7 protein-coding genes are annotated in these 25324 nt (G+C 57.2%); all 7 read left to right on the top strand.

Annotation, left to right across the window (positions count from 1 at the left end):
* Positions 1 to 30 precede the first annotated feature (30 nt).
* From AC3WQH_RS15190 to AC3WQH_RS15160, 7 genes are read left to right on the top strand one after another with little or no spacing between them, the layout of a single operon-like run.
* The gene (locus tag AC3WQH_RS15190; protein ID WP_492332130.1) at positions 31 to 4446 is read left to right on the top strand and encodes an SDR family oxidoreductase; all 4416 of its coding nucleotides are present in this window, start codon (positions 31 to 33) and stop codon (positions 4444 to 4446) included.
* Positions 4439 to 11440 (top strand): amino acid adenylation domain-containing protein, encoded by a 7002-nt coding sequence (locus tag AC3WQH_RS15185; RefSeq protein ID WP_492332129.1) that lies wholly within the window; start codon positions 4439 to 4441, stop codon positions 11438 to 11440. The genes AC3WQH_RS15190 and AC3WQH_RS15185 overlap by 8 nt, the downstream gene beginning before the upstream one ends.
* Before the next feature lie 29 nt (positions 11441 to 11469).
* Positions 11470 to 15864, top strand: coding sequence for a beta-ketoacyl synthase N-terminal-like domain-containing protein (locus tag AC3WQH_RS15180; protein WP_492332128.1), 4395 nt, complete (start codon positions 11470 to 11472; stop codon positions 15862 to 15864).
* 32 nt (positions 15865 to 15896) lie between these two features.
* Complete coding sequence (locus tag AC3WQH_RS15175; RefSeq protein WP_025848612.1) at positions 15897 to 16376, top strand: type II 3-dehydroquinate dehydratase; 480 nt, start codon at positions 15897 to 15899, stop codon at positions 16374 to 16376.
* The gene (locus AC3WQH_RS15170; RefSeq protein ID WP_283857801.1) at positions 16366 to 18783 is read left to right on the top strand and encodes an excinuclease ABC subunit UvrA; all 2418 of its coding nucleotides are present in this window, start codon (positions 16366 to 16368) and stop codon (positions 18781 to 18783) included. The genes AC3WQH_RS15175 and AC3WQH_RS15170 overlap by 11 nt, the downstream gene beginning before the upstream one ends.
* A gap of 59 nt (positions 18784 to 18842) precedes the next feature.
* A complete protein-coding gene (locus AC3WQH_RS15165; RefSeq protein WP_492332127.1) occupies positions 18843 to 19949 on the top strand; it encodes a cysteine peptidase family C39 domain-containing protein in 1107 nt (368 codons plus the stop codon).
* Positions 19862 to 25324: an amino acid adenylation domain-containing protein gene (locus tag AC3WQH_RS15160; protein ID WP_492332126.1), complete on the top strand. Its 5463-nt coding sequence runs from the start codon at positions 19862 to 19864 to the stop codon at positions 25322 to 25324. The genes AC3WQH_RS15165 and AC3WQH_RS15160 overlap by 88 nt, the downstream gene beginning before the upstream one ends.

Here is a 25324-nt window from a genome sequence, read left to right as displayed (position 1 = left end):
ACGTGGGAGGAGACGGCCGAGCGGCTTTCGATGCAGGAGGAACGGCACGTTTTCCGCTTTCTGCCTACCCATCAGGCGCTGCAAGCGCTCGACTCGATTCTCCGCCGCCAAATGTTCCGGACAATCGTCGGCCAGTTCAATCAGGCGAACGAGCTGCTGGAGCTTGCGCACATCTGGCCGTTCCGCTTGGCAGATGAAGTGAAGAAAGACGTGTTCCGCCAGACGGCAAAGCCGGGGCGTGCAGCCGCCGCACCTGTACCCGTGACGCTCAAGGAGCAGGACGGATTTACCGCGACGCAAAAAGAGCTGGCACAGGTATGGGCAGAGGTGCTCGGACTGTCCTCGATCAGCCTGTTCGACACGTTCCATCAGTTGGGCGGCGATTCGATCCACGCTGCCCAGTTGTACAAGCAGTGGAACGAGAAGTACCCGGGCACGCTTCACGTCGCAGACCTTTACCTGTATCCGACCATTTTTGAAATGGCGAACTACTTGGACGGCAAAAAGGTGCCAGAGCCTGCCGCGCTTACCGTCGAGTCGATCCTCGAAGGGTACAAAACGAGCAAATACTCGCAGGAGGAAACCAAGCGGCTGCTGGAACAGTGGACCGCTTTTTCAGCAGGCGAGACTGCGCCGTCCGAACAAAAGGACGAGTACGCGATCATCGGCTACGCCTGCCAATTTCCGCTGGCGGAAAACGCCGAGCAGTTTTGGACCAACCTGACCGCAGGCGTCAATGCGATCCGCCCGTTTCCCGCCTCCCGAAGAAAGGATACCGACCGCTTTTTGAGCGCAACCCAAACCTACTGCCAGGGCGGCTACCTGGAACAGATCGACCGCTTTGACTCCGCGTTCTTCCACATCGCGCCCAAGGAAGCAGGGCTGATGGACCCGGAACAGCGCCTGCTTTTGCAAAACGTGTACGAGGCCCTGGAAACCAGCGGGCTTGGCGGGAAAAGCCTGTTCGGGACGAAAACGGGCGTGTACATCGGCAAAGACACGACCGGGCGCAACGAGTACAACAACATGATTGATATTCAGCACCCGCTGAAGGTCACCTCTGGCTCGACAGGCATACTCGCGAGCCGGATCGCCTATTTCCTCAATCTGAAAGGCCCTTGCCTCGTTGTGGACACAGCGTGTTCCTCGAGTCTCGCAGCACTGTGTCTGGCCGCCCAGGCTTTGCAGGCGGGGCAAATTGACGTGGCGATTGTAGCGGGCGTGTCTTTGGCCTATTTGCCGACGCAGCACAATTCGCTGATTGATTCCGCCGACGAGACGATTCGCCCGTTCGATGCGCAGGCAAACGGCACGATGTGGGGAGAGGGAGTAGGCACGATTGTGCTGAAGCGGCTCGATCAGGCGGTGCGCGACAACCACGCCATTCACGCTGTGGTCAAAGGCTCGGCGATGAATAACAACGGAGCGTCGAACGGAATTACCGCACCGAATGCGGAAGCGCAGGAAAAAGCGCTGGTCGAGGCGTGGCAGGCAGCCAAGATTGATCCCGAAACAATAACGTATCTCGAGGCGCACGCCACCGGAACGAGATTGGGCGATCCGATCGAGCTGAAGGGCATCGCCAATGCTTTTCGCAGATTTACCGATAAAAAGCAATTTTGCGGGGTCGGTACGGTAAAAGCGAACATCGGCCACCTGGTCGGAGCGTCGGGGATGGCTTCGGTCATCAAAATGATTTTGGCCTTCAAGCACGGGCAATTGCCCCCGGTCGCCAACTTCCGGCAGCCGAATCCGTTCATCGAATTTGCCGATTCTCCGGTCTATGTCAACGACAAGCTGCAGAAATGGCGTGCAGCCGAGACGCCGCGCCGATGCGGCATCAGCTCGTTCGGATTCAGCGGGACGAATTGCCATGTGCTGCTGGAAGAACCGCCTGCGTCCACTCCGGCGAAGCGCGAGAGCAGTCCGGGCTGGCAGCTTCTCGCGTTGTCGGCGAAGACGAAAAGCTCCTTGCGCGCGCTACTCAGCCGCTACGCCCGATACCTCAACGAGACGCCGGCGGTCGATGTGCCCGATTTGTGCTATACGGCCAATGCGACTCGCGGCCATTACGAGCACCGCGTAGCGATCCTGTTCCGCGATCAGGCCGAGTTGCGGGAAAAATGCAAATACGCGGACGCGACAGGGCTGGAAAATACGCAGGAGGCTGCCGAGCGCGGGATTTTCTACAAGGCGAGCCGCGTCATCGTGGACGAAAACGATCCGTCTGAAAACGGGATCATGGAGGAAGAAAAAGTCAAGCGGACGGCGCTCGCGGAAAGAACGATCCGGCAATACAAGGAAAACGGAACCGCGTTTGCGCTGGACAGCCTGCAAACCATCGCCGCCATGTACACGGACGGGGCCGATATCGAGTGGCAGCGCCTGTATGCAAAAGAGCAGCACCACATCATCGCATTGCCAGCCTATCCGTACGAATCGGTCCGTCACTGGATCGGGACCGGGCCGCAAAACTCCGAAGGCCCGGCGCAAACAACAGACACATGCTATCGCCTGCATTGGGTGCGCGACGACAAAGCGACAGCACCGTTGCGGCAAGCTGGCGCGAAACCGGGCACGTGGCTGTTTTTGAGCGGAACGGGCTACAGGAGTCATGAGTTGCTCGTGGAGCTACAAGCGCGGGAAGCGGATGTCATCGAAGTTGCTTTCGGCGCTGCTTTTGAAAAAGGCGGCGATCGTCAATACAAGATCGGCTCGGCGGACGATTTTCCGCGCTTGCTGCAAGAGCTGGCGCACCGGGACATTCGCCACATCGTCCACTGCATGGGCATGACGGAGGAGAAGCTCGCATGTGCGGACGACTTTCACGAGTGGGAAAACCGGAGCGTCTACAGCTTCTGCCAGCTTGTGTGCGAGCTGTTGAACCAGTCGTATCACCAGGAGATCAACCTGTATCTTTTGGGCGACCAGGCGTTTTCGGTGACCAGGCGAGAAGCCGCCTTGAACCCGCAGCACGCCGTTTTGTTCGGCCTGGCAAAAGTGGTCGCGCAGGAGTACCCGCAGTTGAAATGCCGCTGCATTGATCTGGACAGCGCTACTGCGCCGTCTACGCTCTGGGCTGAGTGGGAAGCGGGAGAGGAAGACTTCCAGGTGGCGTATCGGGAAAATGTCCGATATGTCGAACGGCTGGAAGCGCAGACGCTGCAAGCGGCAGAGCCGCAGGCCGTCTCCATCCGGGAAAACGGCGTCTACCTGGTTACGGGCGGGCTTGGCGATATCGGGCTGAAAGTTGCTCATTATCTCGGCAAAAAGCAGCCCGTGCACCTGTGCCTGCTCGCCAGAAGCGCCTTTCCTGCGCGCGAGCAATGGGCCGAAATTGTCCGGGAGCAGCCCCATTCCGCACTGGCGGGCCAAATCGGGCAAATCCGCAGCATCGAGGACAGCGGGTCCAGCGTAGAAGTGCATACGGTGGATGTGGCCGATGAGCGCAGGCTGGCCGATGTGTTGCAGACGATCCGCCAGCAATACGGTGCGATCCATGGTGTTTTCCATTGCGCGGGTGTGGCAGGCGAAGGTCTGCTCATCAACAAAGGACGAGCCAAAATCGCGCAAGTGCTCGCTCCAAAGGTCGTCGGCACCTGGCTGTTGGACCGTTACACCGAGCAGGACCGCCTCGACTTTTTTGTCCTGTTTTCCTCGGTAACCAGCTTGCTCGGCGGGCTCGGACAGGCGGATTACACGGCGGCCAACGCCTATTTGGACGCGTTTAGCGACTACAGGCAAGCCAAAGGCCGACAGAGCGTGACGATCAACTGGCCTGCCTGGAACGACACAGGCATGGCGGCGCGATACCGCATCCAGAAAGAGGCTTCGCCGTTTTGCGGCATGCATCCGGACAAGGCGATCGGCATTTTGGATGCGGTGCTGAGACGAAAGCTCGCGCGCGTCATCGTCGGCGAACTGAACGAGGCGCATTTTCAGACCCACCGCTATCCGTTGCCTTTTGCCATCTCGCCGGAAATCAGGAGCATGTTCGCGCGTCCTGTTGCTTGGGAGCCGGAGACAGCGGACGCCACACCGCTTGCGCCGATGCTCACAGGCAGGACCGACCACACGTACAGCGCGGTGGAAACGCGCCTGGCCGCCGTTTGGCAAAAAGTATTGGGGATCCCGGAAGCGAATGTGTACCAGTCTTTTCAGGAGGCAGGCGGAAACTCCATTCTCGCGACCAGTCTCGTCAAAGAAATCGAGCAGCTCTACCCGGGGCGGATCAACATCGCCACGCTGTTCGCCTATCCTTCGATTGCGAAAATGGCGGAATATCTGGAAAACAAGCCGAGTGCCCACGAGACGCCCCGCAAGGCCGGACAGAGCGAGACGGTCCCCTTGCAGGACAAACTGAGCGATTTTCTCAAGGGCAATGTTTCGATGGAAAACATATTGGACTACCTAGACCAGAAAGAGTGGGGAGAAGAAGATGAGTAGCCGAAAAGAGATGAATGACAGCATCCTGCAACTGCTGAAAGCGGGACATCTCAGCCAGGAAATGGCGGTTTCCATTTTGGAAAAGCTGAATCGCCATCCAGAGCGCAAGAGCCGTCAGGACATTGCTGTCATCGGCATGGCCTGCCGCTTCCCCGGAGCGAGCAGCCCCCAGCAGTTTTGGGACAATCTGGTCCAGGGAGTAAACAGCATCGGCTACTTTCCGGAAGAGCGGTTGCGCGATTTGTCCGGCTTCCTGCCAGAGCTGGAAGAGATGCTGGAGAGCGCCCATCACCAGGCTGGCTACCTCGATCAGATTTGCTGCTTCGATCACTCTTTTTTCCAGATCGGACAAAACGAAGCGCTGGCGATGGAGCCGTATCAGCGCCTGTTTCTGGAGACGGCCTACCACGCGCTGGAGGACGCCGGATACGGGGGAGCGAGGCTGAAGCATTCCAACACGGGCGTGTTTGTGGGACTGGAGACGGCTTACCAGTCCCATTATCGCTCGCTCTTGCAAAACGAAGATATTTCTTCGCTGGTCGGCTCGCTCGTGGGGCTGTTGTCCAACCGGATTTCGTATTTTCTGGACTTGCGCGGGCCTGCTTTCGTGCTCAATACGGCGTGCTCATCGGGGCTTGTCGCCTTGCATCAGGCGTGCACGGCCCTGGCGAACAACGAATGTGAAGCAGCGCTGGTCGGCGGCGTGAATCTGATGGTCATTCCGCAGGTGACCGGGAAGCTGCACGATCTGGAGACGTCGGACGGCAGAGTGAAGGCGTTTGACAAACAGGCGGACGGAACGATCTGGAGCGAAGGAATCACAGCCGTGATGCTCAAGCCGTTGGCGAAGGCGCGCGAGGATCGCGACCCGATCTACGCGGTTATTAAAGGAAGCGGCGTCAATGCCGACGGCGCTTCCAACGGCTTGACCGCCCCCAATCCGGATGCCGAGACGCAATTGTTTTTGCGCACGTGGGAAAAAGCCAAAATCGATCCGCTGTCCATCTCGTACATCGAAGCGCACGGCACAGGGACGCTGTTGGGCGATTCGATCGAATTGCAGGCGATCAACGACGCCTTTCAAAAATCTGCGTCCCGGCCCCATGTGTGCGGGATCGGCTCGGTCAAGACGAATATCGGCCATACGGTTGCCGCATCTGGTCTGGCGTCGCTCATCAAAGTCGTGCTCGCCCTCCGGCACAAAAAAATTCCCGCTACGCTGCACTACCAGTCTCCGAACCCTTTTCTCGATCCGCGCAACGCTGCGGTCGAAATCGTGACCGAGCTAAGAGACTGGAAAAGAGGGGGCACCCCGCTGCGCGCAGGGGTCAATTCCTTTGGCTTCAGCGGCACCAATTGCCATGTCGTCGTGGAAGAGGCGCCGGAAAGCGACCGCCCGGAAACGGAAACAGAAGCGGAGCCGTTGCCGCCGGTGCATCTTTTGACGCTCTCCGCCAAAAGCAAGTCGTCCTTGGCGGAGTTGCTAAAAGCCTACCATTCCTATTTGCAAACTCACTCATCCATAAATCTGGCGGACTTGTGTTATACGGCAAACACGGGCCGAGGACAATACGAAAACCGGGTCGCGTTCGTATTCCAGTCGATAGAAGAGTTGCGGCAGCAATTGCGCGTAGCCGATTTGTCCGGAGCAGAAGAGGCGAAAGACAAAGGAATTTACCTCTATGGGGGTGCCGAATCCAGCCGTGAGGGCGGCACTCCCGCCAGCTCTTTTGCTGGCTTGGGCGAGCATGCCGAGACTGATTGTGACGGCTGGCTGACGAAAGCGTCGCTGGAAAAGCTGGCGGAGCAATACGTCGCGGGAATGTCGATCCCGTGGGAGACGGTGTACCGCCAACCGCGGCAAAAGCTGAATTTGCCCGTGTATCCCTTTGAAAAAATCAAAATCTGGCCGACGGCGGACAAAAAAGCGCAAGGCCCTTTGCCAAGCGCATCGGGAACAAGCGGGCATGCGAGCGAAGCGCCAGCCGCACTACCCGCAGCCGAGCAGGCTCTCTATGAGCGCATCCAGTGGGTCCCTGCCGAGCCTTTGTCCACACAAGCACAGAAACGAGCGAAGGTGCTGGTCATCACCGACTCTACCGATTGGGGCTACGAGCTGGCCGACGCCATCGCGACGCACAGCGAGCGCGTCGTGCATGCCCGGCTGACGACTGCCTATCGCCAAGAAAGTGCCACCGAGTATGGGCTTACTTGCTCGCAAGCCGATTTTGAGCGGCTCATTCGCGATACAAGCGAGGCTGCTTTTAGCAAAGTCGTATTCGCGGTCGCAAAGGCGCCCGGACCGGCCAGCGACGATGCCGAGCAGCTTTTGCACGCGCTGTTTTTCTTGACGAAAGCATTGGCGAAAAATCGTCCTGCCCCCAGCGAAATCGTCTTGGTCGGGAAAAACGCCCAGCGGGTTCTGCCGGACGATCACACCGTCCAGCCGGAGTTCGCGGCCTTGTTCGGATTGGGAAAAGTCATTCGCGAGGAGTACAGCGCTCTTCCTTGCAAGTGCATCGACTTTGATGATGCCACACCTGTCAGCGACATCGCGGCGGAAGCGTTGGGCAGTAGCGGACATTACCAGATCGCGTATCGTTCTGGACAAAGATACTATCCTGAGCTGGCGCCATTGGATTTGTCCGCAGTCGACGACAGCGGCCTGCGCTTCAAGGAGCAAGGGGTGTACGTCATTACAGGCGGTACGGGCGGCATTGGCCTTGCGCTTGCGAAGCATATCGCCCAGCACCACCGGGTGAAACTCGTTCTCATCAGTCGCAGCGCATTGCCCGAGCGTGCCCTGTGGGACGAGTTCAGCCAGCACAAGCACGATAAGCAGGGTAGGCTGCTTCACCATCTGCAAAGCTTGGAGAGCAACGGCTCCCGGGTGTTTACATACAGCGCCGACGTAGCCAACCGGGATGAGATCGCCGCGGCTATCCGCGACATCTACCGCGTCCACGGAAAAATCGACGGCATCATCCACGCAGCAGGCTTGCCGGGCAGCGGTCTGCTCGTCGACAAGGACGAAGCCGATTTTTCGGCCGCGCTCGCTGCCAAAATCAGAGGGACGCAGCATCTGCACGCGCTGACGCGGGAAAACCCGCCTGAGTTTCTCGTGCTGTTTTCTTCCATCGCGGCAGTGGTCGGCGGGATTTACTTGGGCGATTACGTCGCCGCCAATTGCTACCTGGATGCTTTTTCCGGCGTCGCAAGCGCGCCCACGCGAATCGTCGCGATCAACTGGGCGACGTGGATGAATACGGGCATGGCGAAAAAGGCAGGGGCGAGCCTCGATGCTGCTTTTCGCTCCCTCTCGCCTCGCCGGGCGGTCAAAGCGTTCGAGCATGTTCTCCGTAAAAACTTGTCCAACGTCGTCATCGGGGAAATCAACACGGACAATGACTTGTTCTGGAACAGCAGCCTGCCAATCGCGCTTGCCGCGGGGATTCGGGCGAAAATCAGGCTGCCGGAGGTCGAGATTCAGGTAGAGCTGACGGGCCGGGCGGATGGCGGCTATACCGAGCTTGAACGGCAGCTTGCGCAAATTTGGGGAAACGTCTTCCGGCTGCCAACGATTGATATACACGATCATTTTTATGAGCTGGGCGGAACCTCGATCATGGGCATCAAGATCGCCAACCGGATTAACGCGCAATGCCAGGTCACCCTGTCGGTGCAGGATGTGTTTACGCATTTGTCCATCCCGGACTTGGCCGAGTTTGTCTCGCAAAAACAACGGGAGCGAAGCGGGGAAGACGTTCCGCAGCAAAGAGAAGCAGCGCCAGACCAGCGGATCATGCCGCTGTCGCACGCACAGCGGCGCATATGGTTTTTGCAAAAGATGACCCCCGAGCTGGTCGCCTACAACTTGCCGTTTATTCGCACGAATGACATGGCCATTGACGTCGCGCTGTTGGAGCAGGCCGTCGCCTATCTCGCAGACAGACACGTGATGCTGCGCACGAGGTTCACTCTGCAAGACGGAAGTCCTGTGCAAGAAGCGCTGCCGAAGTACCGTCCGGCGATCCAGGTGATCGACGCAACGAAGCAGCCAGACCAGGCGCTTTTTGTGGAAAAAAGCATTCATGAGCAGAAAATGCAGCCGTTTGATCTGGAATCGCCTCCGTACCGCATCTATTTGTACCAGCTTGCCAAGGAGCGCTTTTGCCTGTACGTCAATTTTCACCATGTGATTACGGATGGCTGGAGCATCGACATTTTTTACCGCGAGCTGTTTGGCATTTACCAGTCGCTTTTGCAAGAGCAGCCCCCAAGGCTGACCGAGGCGAAGCCCGATTACTTTGATTGGATTGCTGCCCAAAAAGAATGGGAAACGAGCGAAGAGTTCGCCAAGCACGAAAGCTACTGGCTTTCCGAGCTTGCCAAGCCGTTGCCTACGCTGTCGCTGCCGACTGACAAAAAACGGCCGCCCGTCCAGACGTACAACGGTAGCTACCACAAGTTCGAAATCAGCGGAGCGCTTTATGAAACGCTCAAGCGCCACGTCGAGCAGCAGCAGATTACGTACAGCAACGTTTTGCTGAGCGCCTACTTCCTGCTGCTGCACAAGCTGTCGCAGGACGACGAGCTGATCGTCGGTGTACCTACGGCTGGAAGAAACCAAAAGAAATGGGAAGAAGTAGTGGGGATATTCATCAACACTTTGTGCATTCGCCTTTCTTTTCAGGACGTCGCGACGTTTGCCCAGTTGCAGCATGCTGTCCAGCAAAAAGTGTGGGCGGCGATCGACAAAGCGCAATACCCGTTTGACCTGCTGGTGGAAAAGCTCAATCCCGAGCGTGATTTGGCGCGAAATCCCGTTTACAATGTGCTGTTCCAGTTTTTTGACAAGCTGCATCTGGAAAACGACGGGATCAGCCAGTTTGAGCTGAGCTGTCTCGCGAAGGAAGGCGATCAGCGGATCGAGATTTCCTTTGAGTACAACTCGGACTTGTTTGCGGACAGCACGATCCGGCAGTTTGCCCGCTTTTTCCTGCACATTCTCGCGCAAGTGACGGAGCGTCCGGAAATGCCGATCAAAGAAGTGGCTTTGCTGACTGGCCCCGAGGCGGACGAACTGCTGCACCGTTTTCAAGGGGCGCACCTGGACTGGCCCGAGCCGCTGCCGCTCCACCAGCAATTTGAAGCCCAGGCGCAAAAAACGCCGCATGCGATCGCGCTGGTCTGCGAAGAGCAGCAGATGACGTATCAGACGTTAAACGAACAGGCCAATCAGCTCGCCTGGCTGCTCATCCGCAAGGGCGTCGGCAAACGCGTGCCCGTCGGCATTTTCGTCGACAGAGGTTTGCAGTCCGTCGTCGGCATCCTCGCTATTTTGAAAGCCGGTGGTGTCTATGTGCCGCTCGATCCGGGCTATCCCGAGGAGCGAATCGCCTACATTCTCGCTCACAGCGGAGCCAGACTGCTTTTGACCGAAAATCGCCTGCTCGAAAAAGCCGGGCGGATCGGACAACAGCAGCAGGTCGACATCGTCAATCTGAGCGTGTTCCAGGAAGCAGCCGCGACGGAGGCCGCTTTCGAGACAACTGCCAATCCGCCGACGGAAAGCAGCGGCGCTGACTGGATGTATATCATGTACACCTCCGGCTCGACAGGCAAGCCAAAAGGCGTGCCGGTTACCCATGCCAACGTCCACAATTTTGTGGCGTGGAGCATCGCTGACTTCCAGTTGCGATCAGACGATGTATTCATGCTCGTCACGTCCATCAGCTTTGACATCTCGGTCTTTGAAATCTTCGCCGCGCTGCTATGCGGAGGGCAGCTTTGCATCGTGACGCAAGAGCGGCTCCGGGATATGGACGGATTGCTCGCGTACATGGAGACGCAGCAAGTTTCGGTTTGGCATTCCGTCCCGAGCTTGATGGTACAGCTCACTACGTTTTGGAAAGCCAACAAGGAGCGGTACGGTCATTCTCCCGTGCTGCCAGCGCTCAGGCATGTGCTGCTGGGCGGGGAAGCGTGGAGCTTCGCCCTGGCGAAACAGGTGCGGCAGATGCTGCCGTTTGCCGACATTCGCAACATGTACGGACCGACCGAGACGACGATCTGGGTGTCCAGCTACAAGGTGGAGCCAGACGCAGACGCCCCTTATGGAGCTGTACTCATCGGCAAGCCGATTGCCAATAATCAAATCATCATTTTGGCTCCGGACGGCAACGTTTGTCCGCCGGGCGTGATCGGTGAAATCTACGTAGCAGGCCGAAATGTGACCAGCGGCTACTTCCAGGACGAGGAACGGACGAGACAAGCGTTCATCCGGCGAGCCAGCGGCCAGCTTTGCTACAAGACAGGCGATCTCGGCCGATACTTGCCGGATGGCAACATCGAATTTGTCGGCAGAAAAGACCAGTTGGTAAAAGTGCGCGGCTACCGCATCGAGCTTGGCGAGATCGAGCATGCGCTTCGGGATGCCGCGCCGCTTCAGCAGATCGCCGTGACGACGGTAAAAGACGGGGAGACAAGCAAAATCGTTTGCTACTACACAGCAGACAGACCGCTGCCGATGGGCCAATTGAAGGAGTACGCGCGGAAAAAACTGCCGGAGTACATGGTTCCCGCCCAATTTTTCCATGTCGAGCGATTTTGGCTGACTCCGAACGGCAAGATGGACTGGAAGGCAATGGAGCAACATTGCCAGCAGTTGGACGCGGGGCCTCTGTTTTCGGAAGCCCGGGACGACGTCGAGCAAAAGCTCGCGGAAATATGGAGCAGGCTGCTTGGCGCGCCTAGCATCGGGATTCACGACAACTTTTTTGACATCGGCGGAAATTCCTTGCTGATCGTGCAGTTGCAGGAAATGATTCAGACGGAGCTGTTCCATGAGCTGTCGATTGTGGAGCTTTTCCAATATACGACGATCGAAAAGATAGCCGAACAGATCAAAAGAACGGCCGTGAACCGATCCAGCGTGGAAACGGGACAAAAAAGAGCGGAGCTGCGCAAAAAACGAAGAACGATGCGAAGCTAGGGAGCCGTTTGGGGGAAAGGAAAATCGGAATGGAAAATGCGCATGCGCCAAGCGAGAAAATCGCGATCATCGGCATGGCGGGAAAATTTCCGCAAGCCGAAAATATTCGTAAGTATTGGAACAACCTGGTGGACGGCGTAGAAGGAATCCGCTTTTTCACAAAAGAGGAGCTGTTGGAGTCGGGCGTAGACCCGGCTCTGCTCGCTCGGCCGGACTACGTCCCCGCTTGCGGTCAACTGGCAGGGATCGAATGGTTCGATGCAGCCTTTTTCCACTATACGCCGCGGGAAGCCGAGATTATTGATCCGCAGCAACGGCTGTTTCTGGAAGCTGCCTGGAATGCCCTCGAAGATGCCGGACAAAGCGTGTCGCAGCTTGAGGGTGCGGTGGGCGTGTTCGCCGGAATCGGCGCGAACAAATATGTGACGCATGTGGTCAGTCGCCCCGACTTGTTGCGCATTTTGGACCATCGCCAAATCGAGGTCGGAAACGACAAAGACTTTTTGACGACGCGGGTTTCCTACAAATTGAATTTGACTGGCCCGAGCTTTTCCGTTCAGACGGCTTGCTCCTCCTCGCTGGTGAGCGTGCATCTGGCGTGCCAGAGCCTGCTGAACGGGGAGTGCGACATGGCTCTGGCAGGAGGCGTGTCCGTCCAGTTTCTCGACAAGCACGGCTATTTGTACAAGCAGGGGGGCATCGAATCGCCGGACGGACATTGCCGCTGCTTCGATGAAAAAGCGGAAGGGACCGTCTTCGGCGACGGCGTGGGCGTCGTTGTGCTCAAAAGGCTGGACGAGGCGCTGCAAGACAAGGATCATATCTACGCGGTCATTAGCGGTTCGGCCATCAACAACGACGGCGCAGGCAAAGTCGGATACACCGCGCCTGGATTCGAGGGCCAGATTCAAGTCATTTCCGAAGCGATGGAAGTGGCCGGAGTGACTCCGCACGAGATCGGGTATGTGGAAGCGCACGGCACGGGGACGAAGCTGGGGGACCGGGTAGAGATTGCCGCCCTCAAGGAAGTGTTCAAGGAGCGCGATCCGGCCGATCCGTGTTACATCGGCTCGGTCAAGGCGAATGTGGGGCATTTGAACACCGCTTCCGGCATCGCGGGCCTGATGAAGACCGTTCTCGCCATCCACCACGAAACGATTCCGCCGCTCTTGCACCTGCAAAAGCCGAATCCGGAGCTCGAATTGGAAAACAGCCCGTTCCGCTTGAATAACACCCCGGTAAGGTGGCAGGCGGAGTCGGGAAAAAGAGTGGCAGGCGTCAGCTCTTTTGGCATCGGCGGGACCAATGCGCACGTCATTGTCGAAACGGCTCCAAAGACGCCCGCCCTAGAAGCGGCGAGCGAGTGGAATCTGCTGGCGATTTCGGGGAAAACCAGTGCGGCGAGACAGCGAAACTATGAAAATGTGCTGGCTTATCTCCGCGAGAATCCCGAGGCAAGCTTGTCGCAAGTCGCCTACACGCTGCAAACGGGCCGGGAGCATTTCGATTTTCGCGGGATCGTCCTGTGCCACACGGAAGAGGCGGTTGCCCATCCGGATGCGCTGCGGCTTGTTTGCAGCGAAACGGAGGAAAGCGCGGAAGAGAAAGCGGTCGTCTTTGTCTTTTCCCCGGCGGGAATCGCGTGTGGAAGCACGGCCCGCGACTTGTATCGGCAGTTCCCTTTCTTCCGCGAGCAGATGGACCAATGCTTCCGGTTCGTGGAGCGGGTGCTGCGGCTGGATGCCAAAACATGGCTGGAAAACGATTCGCCCCATGGCCCAATCGCCCAATTCATCCTGGAATACTCGCTGGCGCAGCTATGGCGTCACTGGGGAGTGACACCAAAAGCGCTGGCAGGAGATTGGCTCGGAGAATACGTCAGCGCGTGTCTCGCAGGCGTTTTGGCTTGGGAAGACGCTTTGAAGCTGCTCTGTTTCCGTGGGGACTGTGCTTATGCCATCGCGCTTGGCAAACCGGGCATTCCGTTTTTGTCGAACAGAAGCGGCACGTGGATCACCGAGGAGCAGGCCAGCTCCATGGACTATTGGCGGGAGCTGGTCAGCTTTTCCGGTCAAGGGGTGGATGTGGCTAGCTTGCCTGTGCTCGCCCATGTGCAAAAGCCGGTATTTCTCGAAGTCGGCCCAGGGAAAACGCAGCTTGAACGGCTGGCAGCAAGCGAACGGTTCCGTTCCGCGCCATTGCTGCCGTCCTTGCCCGCCCCCGGAGAAAACGAATCGGCCTGCAAGACGATGCTCGCTTCGTTAGGGCGACTGTGGCTGTACAAGGCGAACATCCGCTGGAAAAACGTCCATGCGCCAGCGCACCCGAGCCGCCTCCCGCTGCCGACCTACGCTTTTGAACGGAAGTATTACTGGATTGAGCGGGCGTTCGCTGCGCCTGCGGAGACGCTTGGCAATGAAAAGCGTCTGCCTCCCTCTACGCTCCTGATAAGACAGGGCGGCGAGTTCATCCAGGACGGCCAGGCCAGCTACACGTTACAAGCGCACCAGATGCGGCAAGTAGAAGAGTTGTTGGCGAGCTTTGCTGCTGATTCTCCCGGAGAAAAGCTCGCACCGCTCGCCAGCGCTTCGGCTTCCGCTCCGGCCACCGAGCAGCAGCCGCGCAATCAGCGTCAGGAGGACATGGCTTCGTGGCTGTGCACAATTTTGGAGGAGTTGCTCGGAAAAAGCCCGATCAGTGTGGCAGACGACTTTTTTGACCTGGGCGGCGATTCCGTGACGGCCATCCAGTTCGCTTCGCGTCTGAAAGAACATCACATTGAGATTGCCTCCGAACTGCTGTTTGATTACCCGACGATGGAGGAGCTGGCGCGGCAGATTCGGCTGGGGAGCGACAGCAAGCCGTCCACGGAAGCATTGGCGGGGGATCACCCGACGATGGAGGAGCAGCAGGCGCGGCAGGTCGGGCGGGAAAGCGACAGCCAATCAACCACAGGAGCATTGGCGGCAGATGACCCGACGCAGGAGCAACAGGCGCGGCAGATCAGCCTGGAAAGCACCAGCCAGCCATCCGCCCCAAGCACGCTGTTCTACAACGTCGACCAGGCCGACCAGGAGATTTTACTGCGTACAGTGGATACACGGGAAGTCGAAAGCGTCTATCCGCTCACCTTCATGCAGTTACTGGTCCTGAACCACAACATTTTGCACGCGCGGCAAGGCACGGTCAGCCTGCTCGCGTTCCCGATTGCAGAGGAACTGAGGCTTGACCATTTCCGACTGGCCTGGCAGCGGGTTATCGACCGCCATTCCGTGCTGCGGACTGGATTCATCTGGAGAAAAATATCGCATCCGGTTCAATTCGTGAAAAGGCATGTCGACGTTGCCATCGACGTGCTGGACTGGACGAAGCTGTCTGCGGACGAGCAAAAGCAAGCTTTGGCCGAATGGATCGCGCAGGAACGGCAAAAGAGCTTCAAGGTGGACGAAGTTCCGCAAATGCGGTTTCAGCTCATCCAATACGACAAGGCAAGCTACCAGTTTGTCTGGACGTATCAACATTCCTTGTTTGACGGCTGGAGCATGAATCTCATTTTGCAGGAAGTGTGGGCGAACTATCAGCTCGGCGAAGCGCTCATCCGCGAGCCGCAGACGCCCGCGACGCCTTTCCTCGATTATGTCAAGTGGCAAAAAAGGCAGGACGACCAGGAAGCGCGGCAATTTTGGACAGGGGAGCTGGGGCCGTTCCGCTATCGCGAACAGCTTGTGCCGACGACACCGAGCCAGCGCAGCGGCTATGTAAGCGCCGTGAAAAGTGTTGCTCTGGCACAAGACGAGGTCTATACTGTAAGAGAATTTTCCAGAAAGAACCAAATAACGCTAAATACGGTAGTCTTGGGCGCGTGGGGCTTGGCGCAGGCGCGACTGCTCGAACAGCGCGACGTCCTGATCGGGCTGATGACATCGGGACGCGTCCCGGAAATCGGGCAAATGGACAAAATGGTCGGACTGTTTACCAACAGCTTGCCCGTCCGGCTGACCTACAACGACGCGGACCAGGTCAAAGAGTGGTTTGTCGCCTTGCAGAAAAAAATCGTGCGCATTCGCCGCTACGAGCATATTACGTTGCAGCAAATGGCGCAGTGGTCGCAAATTCCGCTCGATTTTTTGCAAACCGTTATCAATACGCGCAGCCTGGTTTATACGCACTTTCCGTTCCAGACGCAAGCTGGCGAGCAAAAGCCGTTTCAGGCAAAGAGCAGCGGGCAGCTTCACCTTCCGCTGCGCCTGTTTGTCAACCCGTCCGAGGACCGCTTCACGCTCCGGGCGGAATACGACAGCAGTCAATTTGCCCACGATGCGGTCGCGCAACTGCTGGAGGAAGTAAAACGTCTGGTAGTGGCCGTCCCGCGAGCTGACGGGATTGCCGATTTGTGGGCAGAGGCAAAAAATCAGATGAAGTAAGGCGCATGCCACGTAGGAGAATGATAAACGCTATGAGAATTGCAATCGTAAACGGACCGAACATGAACCTGCTCGGATTGCGGGAAACCGCGATTTACGGAACCGTCACCTGGAAGCAAATCGAGGACAGGCTGTACAGGCTGGCGGGCGAGCTGCAAGTGGATGTCCTCTTTTTCCAATCCAACCACGAAGGCGAAATCGTCGACTTTTTTCAGCAGCAACTGCACGACCTGGACGGCGTGGTGCTGAATCCGGCGGGATTTTCCAAGACCGGTTACTCGATACTCGACGCGCTGGCCGCAGTCGGCGTTCCCTATATCGAGGTGCACATGTCCAACATTTTTGAACGGGGCGGCTGGCATGCCGAATCAATTTTCTTCGCCAACGCTGTGGGCCACGTGATCGGCTTGAAGGCCAATGTGTACGAGCTTGGCTTGCGAGGGATCGCGCAGTACGTAAAAGAGCAGCGAACATCGATCAGTGGGAAGGAATGGAGAACGGGTGCACATTGAAGTCTACAACGCGAAGCTTCACAATCTGAAAAACATCACCACGACGATTCCGAAGCATCGGTTTATCGTCGTCACGGGAGTTAGCGGCTCGGGGAAATCCAGCTTTATTTTCGACACCTTGCACCACGAGGGGCAGCGGATTTACTTGGAGGCGCTGGGCATCGCGCACGATGTCCTGCACTACGACTCGTTTGACATGATTCAGGGACTCAGCCCGACGATTGCCGTGCAGCAGCGAACTGTCAGCAATCTGAATCGGCGCTCGGTCGTCGGCTCCGTCACCCGCATTTTGAACCTGCTGGCGATCATTTACGCCCAGGAAGGACAGCGGGCAGGCAAGGAAATAGCCTCGCACCAGCCAGACGAATTTGTGCCGGGGCTGTTCATGTTTAACTCCCCGCATGGCTCATGCCCGGCCTGCGGCGGCAGGGGAAGTGTCGTCGAGGTAAACGTCGAGAAAATTTTGCCGTCGGAGCGCGAAACGATTGAACGGTGGCATCAGTTCGCCTACCAGTTCCCGCACGCGAAAAAAGAGGAAAAGGAGTACGTGTACAAGCGCCTCGATAATTTCAGCAAACATTTTCAGGTGAGCGCGGACACGCCTTTTGCCGAGTTGCCGCCGGAAGCGAAGGAAGCGTTTTTGCATTATCGGCCGAAGCGGACGCAGAGCAAAGGCCACCTGATTTTTTACGGAGTCACTGTCGTCATTGAAGAAAAGCTGAAAAAGATCAATCTGCAGCAATTTCCCGATCTGCAGACGACGCGGCCGTGCACGAGATGCCAAGGGTTCCGGCTCGGGCCAAAAGCGCTCTCGATTACGATTGGCGACAAGCATATCGGACAGCTTTGCCAGATGAATGTCAGCGACCTGGCGGCATTTCTCCGCCACTACCAGACAGCGCGGCCGCATACCCCGTTTATTGCCCACTTGCTCGGAGAGATTTTGCGCAAGCTGGATTGCCTCGAAACGGTCGGCTTGTCCTATCTGAACCTGTATCGCGAAATCCCGACGTTGAGCGGAGGGGAGACACAGCGGCTGCACATCATGTCTCACCTGTCAGCAAAGGTCGATTCGATCATCTACATTTTTGACGAGCCGACCGCCGGGCTGCACGAAAAAGAAAAAGAAAAGATCATCGAAAGCTTCCATCGGCTAAAGCAGCAAGGCAACACGGTCATTGTCGTGGAGCACGATGAAAGCGTCATCAAGCACGCCGACTACATCATGGACTTCGGCCCTTTGGCTGGCCAACTCGGCGGCTCTATCGTCTACCAGGGGAGCTACGCCGGCTTTCTCCAGTCGCGCGAATCAATCACGGCCCAGTATTTGCGGAAGAAAAAGCACCCGCCAAAAGAATACGCAAGCGGCGTGGACGCATCCGCTCCCAAGCTGTCGATTTGCAACGCGCGCACGAACAATCTGAAAAACATCGACGTCGATCTTCCTTTGCGTGCCATCGTCGGCATCAGCGGGCTGTCTGGCAGCGGAAAAAGCTCGCTGGTGATCGACACGCTTATCCCTAAGCTTCAAGCAGCGTTGAAAGCAAAAGCGGGCAAGCAAAAGCAGTTGCTGGAGGAAGAAGAGCACGACAGCGATTACGCCCATGCGCACGCCGATGCCCGGCTGGAAGGCGCGGAAAACGTCGACGGCTGCATCGTCGTCACGCAGAAGCTGGCGCGGCGCCATGAAAACTCTTGCGTCGCCACGTTTTTGGGGGTGTGGGACCACATCCGGCAACTTTTTGCCGCGCAGGAGGAGGCCATCGCCCGGCAGTTTACGCGCAGCTCTTTTTCGTTCAACTCGACAGGCTCGTGTCCGGTTTGCAACGGAAACGGGCAGATCAAAAGATGGCTCGGGCAGTTGACGTTCAGCGATCCGTGCCCTTCCTGCCGCGGCAAGCGATTCAAGCAGGAAGTAATGCAGGTTCGCTACAAAGAGCGCACGATCTCCGACATTTTGGAGATGTCGATTTCCGAAGCGCACGCGTTTTTCTCTGACCACGCCAAAATCAGCAAGATGCTCGGCACGATCGAGGAACTCGGCATGGGCTATATTCTCATCGGGCAAAGCCTGACGACGTTGAGCGGGGGAGAAGCCCAGCGGCTGAAACTGGCGCGTGAGCTGGGAAAAAGCAGCAAGGGAAGCTTTCTGTACATTTTGGACGAACCGACTGTCGGCCTCAGTTACTACGACACGGAAAAACTGCTGGTCATTCTCGGCAAGCTGATCGCCAGCGGACATTCCGTCCTGCTCATCGAACACGATCCGTACGTGCTGTCTTACTGCGACTATTTGATCGAGCTTGGGCCAGGCGCGGGGCACAAAGGCGGCGAGGTCATCGCCAAGGGAACGCCGGAAGAGATCAAGCAGTTCGCTTGCTCGATGATCGGTCCGTTTTTGGACTAAACGGCACGCTTGCTTGCAGCCATGCCTGAAAAATCATGATTCGAAACGGAAAAGAGGAGATGCTTGTGGAGAGCGTAACGCTGCCAGTCGTCCAGCCGCCGATTTTCGGCTATCAATTTTTTGCCTTTCCTCTATGTATCGTCTTGCAGGACAAAAGAAGCCTGCCCTGGCTGTACAGCAATTTTATCCAGGTGTGCTTCGACAAGCGCCCTGATCCGCCTGTTCCGTTTACGTTTTACATTCACGACTATACGTTGAACCCATGGCTGCACGTCGAGCATTTGCAAAGGGGCACGATGAACATCGTCCAAAGGAACATCGTCGAGTTTGTCCGCGATTGCCTCCTGGACGGCTACTATGTGTACCTGAATGTCGATGAGTACTACATTCCCGAGCGCGCCGTCTATCAAAAAAGCCATCTCTCCCACGATGTGCTGGTGCACGGCGTCGATCTGCAAAACGAAACGTTTCAATTGCTGGGCTTTACAGACAAGCAGATGCTCGCCACCACGAGCGCGTCTTTTCAAGCGTTTGCGCAGGCGTATGACAGCATCGCCCGGATCGACCACCAGGCCATTTGCAATCGCATCTATTTGTACAAAATCAAGGAAACGGGGGCGTATGCGTTTGATTTGGCATTGGTGCAGGAAACGCTGGAAGAGTATTTGACTTCCGGCAATACGTCCAGCAGATTTCGCATGGTCGCCAACCCGTGGGATCATTGCGCCTACGGTTTGGATACATATCGTTGCCTGCAAGACTATTACGAACGCTTGCTTGCGGGCAAGGCAGGCTTCGACGTGCGCCACGTCCACAGCTTATGGGAGCACAAAAGCTTGATGGTCGCCCGGATCAAATACATGCAGGAGCACACCGACTATCTCGACTCGCCCGACCGGCTTCATGCGGCGTATAGCGAAATCGAGCGCAAAGCGCGGAACGCGCGCAACTTGACGCTCAAGTTTTACATGCAGCAGGAGGAGGCGACGCTGCATAAAATCATGCGCTACCTGGAAGGCGGACGAGATTCGGTCCGCGCTGGCACAACATTCGGGCTTTGGCGAAAAGCGAAGAGCGCGTGCTGGTCCACGTGCAGTTGCCAGAAGCCTACCGGAATGATTTTGCCTGGTACGACTTTCATCCGGCCTTGCTCGACACAGGGTTGAATGCCGTGACGATGTTTGTTCTATCAGACCTGTACCTGCCTTTTTCCTTCAAGCGGATGAGCTTTTACAGCAACATGCCTGCTTCTTTTTACAGCTATTTGCAGCAAAGAGAAGCGCGAGGCGACAGCCGGGAGACGGTTTCCTACGATATCAGCCTGATTGACGAGCAAGGGAACGTGTTTGCCGAAGTCGAGAACTACATGTTGAAGCGCGTCTCTCTGGCGATGGTCGCGCACGATTTGTTTTACCAGATTCGCTGGATAAAAGCTCCGTTGGAACAGCGTGGAGAGGTCGACGCAGGCAGCGTGCTGTTGTTTGGCGGCAGCGACAGCGGAAGTGGAAGCGGAACGGTGCGGGAGCTGATTCAGGAATGGGAAGCGCGCGACGTCGAGCTGATTCAGGTCGCTTACGGTGACGGCTATCGAAAAGAGCGGGAAACGAAGTACGTAGTCGGACACGCGGAAGCGGATTATGAACAGCTTTTCGCCGACCTGCAAGGGCGAGGTATCAGCCGGATTGTCCATGCGTATGCGCTGGATGAACAGCATGCCGCCCCCAGCCTCGGCCGCTTGCAAGCAACGCAAGCCCGCACCGTCCGTAGCCTGTTTTCGCTGGTGAAATCGCTGGTACAAGCCAAGTACAGGCAGGAGATCGAGTTGGTCATACTGGGCCGGAATGGCTGGGAAGTGACAGGCAGCGAACCAGAGCTGGAGCCGTGCTACACGGCGTTGTTCCAGTTAGGAAAAGGAATCAACGCGGAGTATCCCCATCTGAAATGCCGAAGTATTGATCTCGACGAAGCGACGGACGGCGGCAGCCTTTTCGCGGAAATCTACGGTGCAACCGACGCGTATCAGGTCGCCTACCGCGGTCAGGAGCGGTATGTCGAAGAATTTGCCCGCTGCCCGGTAGAAGAGTCTGAGTCTGTACAGCCGCTGGAGCTGCAAGAGGACGGGCTGTATCTGATTACCGGAGGCACGGGCGGAATCGGGCTGGAAATCGCCAAACATCTTGCCTCCCGCAAAAAAATTCGCCTTGGCTTGCTTAGCCGCAGCACACTTCCGCCGCGTGAAGACTGGGCGGCAATCAAACGGCGCGAAACAGAAGCAGACAGCAAAACGCGCCGCATCATCGACAGTGTGGAAGAAGTCGAACGGTCGGGCAGCAGCGTCACCGTCTGCGCGTGCGATATCACCGACGAGCAGCAGTTGGCGGCCACGTTGCAGCAGCTTCGCGAGGCGTGCGGCCCGATCAAAGGGGTCATTCACGCGGCAGGCGTGGCGGGCAGCGGATTCCTATTCACCAAAACATGGGCAGAGTTCGCGCAGGTGACCAAACCAAAAATCGAAGGCAGCTACTTGCTGTACAGCTTGCTGGAAGAACGCCCCGACTTTTTCGTGCTGTTTTCCTCGATCGCAACGGTCGAGGGCAGTCCGGGGCAGGGCGATTATGTGGCGGCGAACGGCTACCTCGACGGCTTTGCCTCTTACTTGCGTCAGCAAGGGATTCGCGCTACGACGATCAACTGGACCGCGTGGGCAGAAACAGGGATGGCGGCCGACTATGGCGTGACAAACGGCAACGCTCTGTTCAAGCCACTGAAAACGGCGCAGGCCGTCCAGGCATTTGCCAGTCTGCCAGACGTTCCGCGCGTAGTCGTGGCAGATGTACGCTTCGAGCAGCTCCACGCCTCGCCGGACAAGCGCTTCCCGTTGCAGCTAGTCGCTGGTCTGCGCGGAAACGTCGCGGAGCGAGCCGCAGCGGCCGCACCTGGTGAAGCTTTCCCTCTCGACGTGCCGATTGGCGGCAAACCGCACGACGAGCTGACCGCTACCGAAAAACAACTGGCGCAGGTGTGGGCAAAAACGTTTGGCCTCTCCGAGATCGACCTGCAAAAAAGCTTCTACGAAGTCGGCGGCGACTCGATTATCGCGACGCAAATGGCGAATGTGCTGAACACGCACCTGAACAAGCCGATCACGATTGCGGAAATCTTTGAATTTCCGACCATCCCCGAGCTGGCGACTTATTTGGACGCAAACGTGCTGCCTGCGCAACCCGCAAGGCAGGAAGCGACAGCCGAGCCACATGACGGGCACGATCTGTCCAAGGCGCAATACCGGATCTGGTTTTTGCAAAACTACGATCCGCAGACGACAGCCTATCATTTGCCTGTCGTCAAGCAATTGCAGCTCGCCATTGATCTGGACGTGCTGCAGCAAAGCCTGGACATGCTGACCCGGCGCCACGCCTCGTTGCGCACCGTCGTCCAAACTGTCGCTGGCGTACCGAAGCAGTTCATTTTGCCGGATTGGCAAAACGTCATCCAGTTTCGCGACTACAGCCATGAACCGTCCGGCGCAGAAATGTCGGCCCGACGACTGGAGGAGCAAAATGCGACTCCGTTTGATTTTGCGCAGCCGCTGTTCCGCATGGAGCTGCATCGTCTGGCTGCTAATGAGCATCGCCTTTACGTCAACATGCATCACATCATTTCGGACGGCTGGAGCGTCGGGCTGTTTTTCCGGGAGCTGATGGCGCTGTATGAGCGCATCCGCTCGAAGCAGCCCGTCCAGTTGCCAGCCGTGACGTTGCCCTACAGCGATTGGGTCGAGCAGGAGAAAAAGTGGCTCGCGTCGGAAGAGTTCCGGCACATGGATCGGTACTGGACAAGCGAGCTCATCAAACCGCTGCCAGTGCTGAATTTGCCGACCGATTTTGAGCGGCCGCCCTCTCTCGTCTACGACGGCAGCTACATCAAATTCACGGTGTCCAAAGAAAAAACCGAACAGTTGCGCCTGCTGGCGAGAAATCGCTCCACGACTCTTTACATGACGGTTTTGGCCGTCTATTTTCTTTTCCTGCACAAAATCAGCCAGGAGGAGGACATCATCGTCGGATTTCCGGTGTCCGGCAGGGAGCGGCAAGAGTGGGAAAATGTCATCGGCCTGTTCATGAACATGGTTTGCATCCGCCTCGATTTTCGCGGACTTTCCCGCTATGACGAAGTGTTGGAGGCGGTCAAGCAAAAATGCGTCCGAGCCTATGCCAACGGGCGCTATCCGTTCAACACGCTGGTGGAAAAGCTGAACCCGGAGAGGGACCAGAGCCGGACGCCGATCTTCTCCACGATTTTTCAGCTATACGACAACGTCCCGCAAGATAACGACCGGATCAGTCTCTACGACCTGAGCTGCATTTGCAAAATGGAGCAGGAGCAAATGGAAGTGCGAATGGAGTACAAAACGACGCTGTTTGCCGAGGCGACCATCCGGAAATACGCCGACTATTTTTCGTTTTTGCTCGACCAGGTGATCGACCATCCGGCGCAAATGCTTGGGCGCTATGAGCTGCTGGATGCCGAGCAAAAGGCAGAAGTGCTCGGGCAAAATCCGACGCCTGTTGCGCTGGACGCTCCCGACGAGGTACACCGCCTGTTTGCAGCGCAAGCCAAGAAACAGCCCGCGCAGACCGCCGTCGTTTTCGAGGGAATGCGCTTGACCTACCAGCAACTGGATGAGCGCTCCAACAAGTTGGCCGCCTTCCTGCTGAAAACGAGCGCCGAGGAATCGCAGGAGCCGATCGGCGTCTATTTGCCGCGCGGTATCGAAATGATCGTCGCGCTTTTGGGCATTCTCAAGGCTGGACGCCCGTATGTGCCGTTGGACGTCGATTTTCCGAGCGAACGCATCGCCTACATGATTCAGCACAGCCGGATCAAAACCGTTTTGTCGGAGCAAAGCGTCATTCCGATGCTGGAAACGATCGCTGGAACTCATCTGGAAGCGGTGGTCGATTTATCAGGCGATGTGCTCCTGGCAGAAGCGGTAGGGCATCTTCGCTATTACGGGGACGCGCATATTCGCAACCAGCCCGCCGCACCTGTGACAGCGCCGCCATCCGAGCTGATGTACATCATGTACACTTCCGGCTCGACTGGCACGCCAAAAGGCGTCATGGTGACCCAGCAAAACGCGCTGCACTACCTTTTGTGGAGTCAGCAGCAATTTCAACTGCGACCTGGGCGCAACATGATGCTGGTCACTTCGATCAGCTTTGACATTTCTGTGTTTGAAATTTTTGGCTGCCTGACGAGTGGAGCTACCTTGCATATCATGCCGTCGGAGCGGCTGCGCGACCCTGCTTTGCTGTTTGCCTATCTGGAGGAACATCCGGTCGACGTGTGGCATTCCGTCCCGACTTTAATAAGCCAATTCATCCTTGGCCTTGCTCAGCAGGACGAACAGCGGTTGGCGTGCTTGCGCCAGTTCGAAACCGTCCTCGTTGGCGGCGAAGCGTGGGGCCCTGCCTTAGCCAGCGAGATTGCCCGCTATTTCCCTGCCGCCAAGCTGTACAACTTGTACGGACCGACAGAAGCGACGATCTGGGCTACGTGTTGCGAAGTGAACAGGGAGCTTGCAGGCAAAGCGGTCGTTCCGCTCGGCCGTCCGCTCGGACATAACCAGGTCTACATTTTGGACAAAGACGGAAACTTGTGCGGCCCCGGCGTGCCCGGCGAAATTTGCATTAGCGGCCCTGGCGTCACCCCCGGCTACTTCCGTGACAAAACGAAGACCGAGCAAGTGTATCGCCTGCACCCGTTTACCGATCGGATCGTCTACCATACCGGAGACTTGGGCAAATACGGGACCGATGGACAGCTTGAATATATTTCGCGCAACGACGGCATGGTCAAAGTCAGAGGCTACCGGATCGAAACAGGGGAAATCGAACACAAACTCGCAAGCGTCCCGGGCGTCACGTCAGTTGGCGTCGTCGCGGTCAAGGAAGGCGAATCGAACAAATTGACCTGCTACTATACGTCGACCTGCGACATTGCCGCTTCGGAATTGCAGGAATCGCTGCGCAAAGCGTTGCCTGCTTACATGATCCCGGCCCGGTTTGTGCGCCTGGAGGCGATGCCTGTCACCTCCAACCAAAAACTGGATCGCAAAGCGCTGCAAGCGATGTCGCTCCCGGCTGAATCCACAGAGCAAGGCGAGCTGCAAGCCCCCGGAAGCGAAGTGGAAACGTTCCTGGTTCAGTTGTGGCGCGAGCTGCTCGGTGTGGAACAGGTCGGGACGAGGCAAAACTTTTTCGATCTCGGCGGAAACTCGCACCTGATCGTCCGCATGCAAGCCCGAATCGAAGAGAAATACCCGCAAAAAATCAAAGTGATGGATTTGTTCGAATGCAAAACGATCAGTGCCATGGCCCAGCATATCGAGAGAAGCCAGCCAAACCGAGGACGGTCGGGCGCGAAAGCGGAAGGGCAGCCAAACGACAATGAAATCGGCGACATTTTGCAGCTATTGGACGAATTTAGCGAGGGAGAGGCGTCGGTGGAAGACATCCTGAAAAAATTAGGAGAGTAA

Source organism: Brevibacillus sp. FW301-21C12A (assembly GCF_058788915.1).
This window is presented reverse-complemented; position numbering and strand designations above follow the sequence as displayed.

Coding starts and splice junctions, on each gene's coding strand:
- AC3WQH_RS15190 (WP_492332130.1), top strand. CDS start 31: ATGCAGGAGGAACGGCACGTTTTCCGCTTTCTGCCTACCCATCAGGCG.
- AC3WQH_RS15185 (WP_492332129.1), top strand. CDS start 4,439: ATGAGTAGCCGAAAAGAGATGAATGACAGCATCCTGCAACTGCTGAAA.
- AC3WQH_RS15180 (WP_492332128.1), top strand. CDS start 11,470: ATGGAAAATGCGCATGCGCCAAGCGAGAAAATCGCGATCATCGGCATG.
- AC3WQH_RS15175 (WP_025848612.1), top strand. CDS start 15,897: ATGAGAATTGCAATCGTAAACGGACCGAACATGAACCTGCTCGGATTG.
- AC3WQH_RS15165 (WP_492332127.1), top strand. CDS start 18,843: ATGCTTGTGGAGAGCGTAACGCTGCCAGTCGTCCAGCCGCCGATTTTC.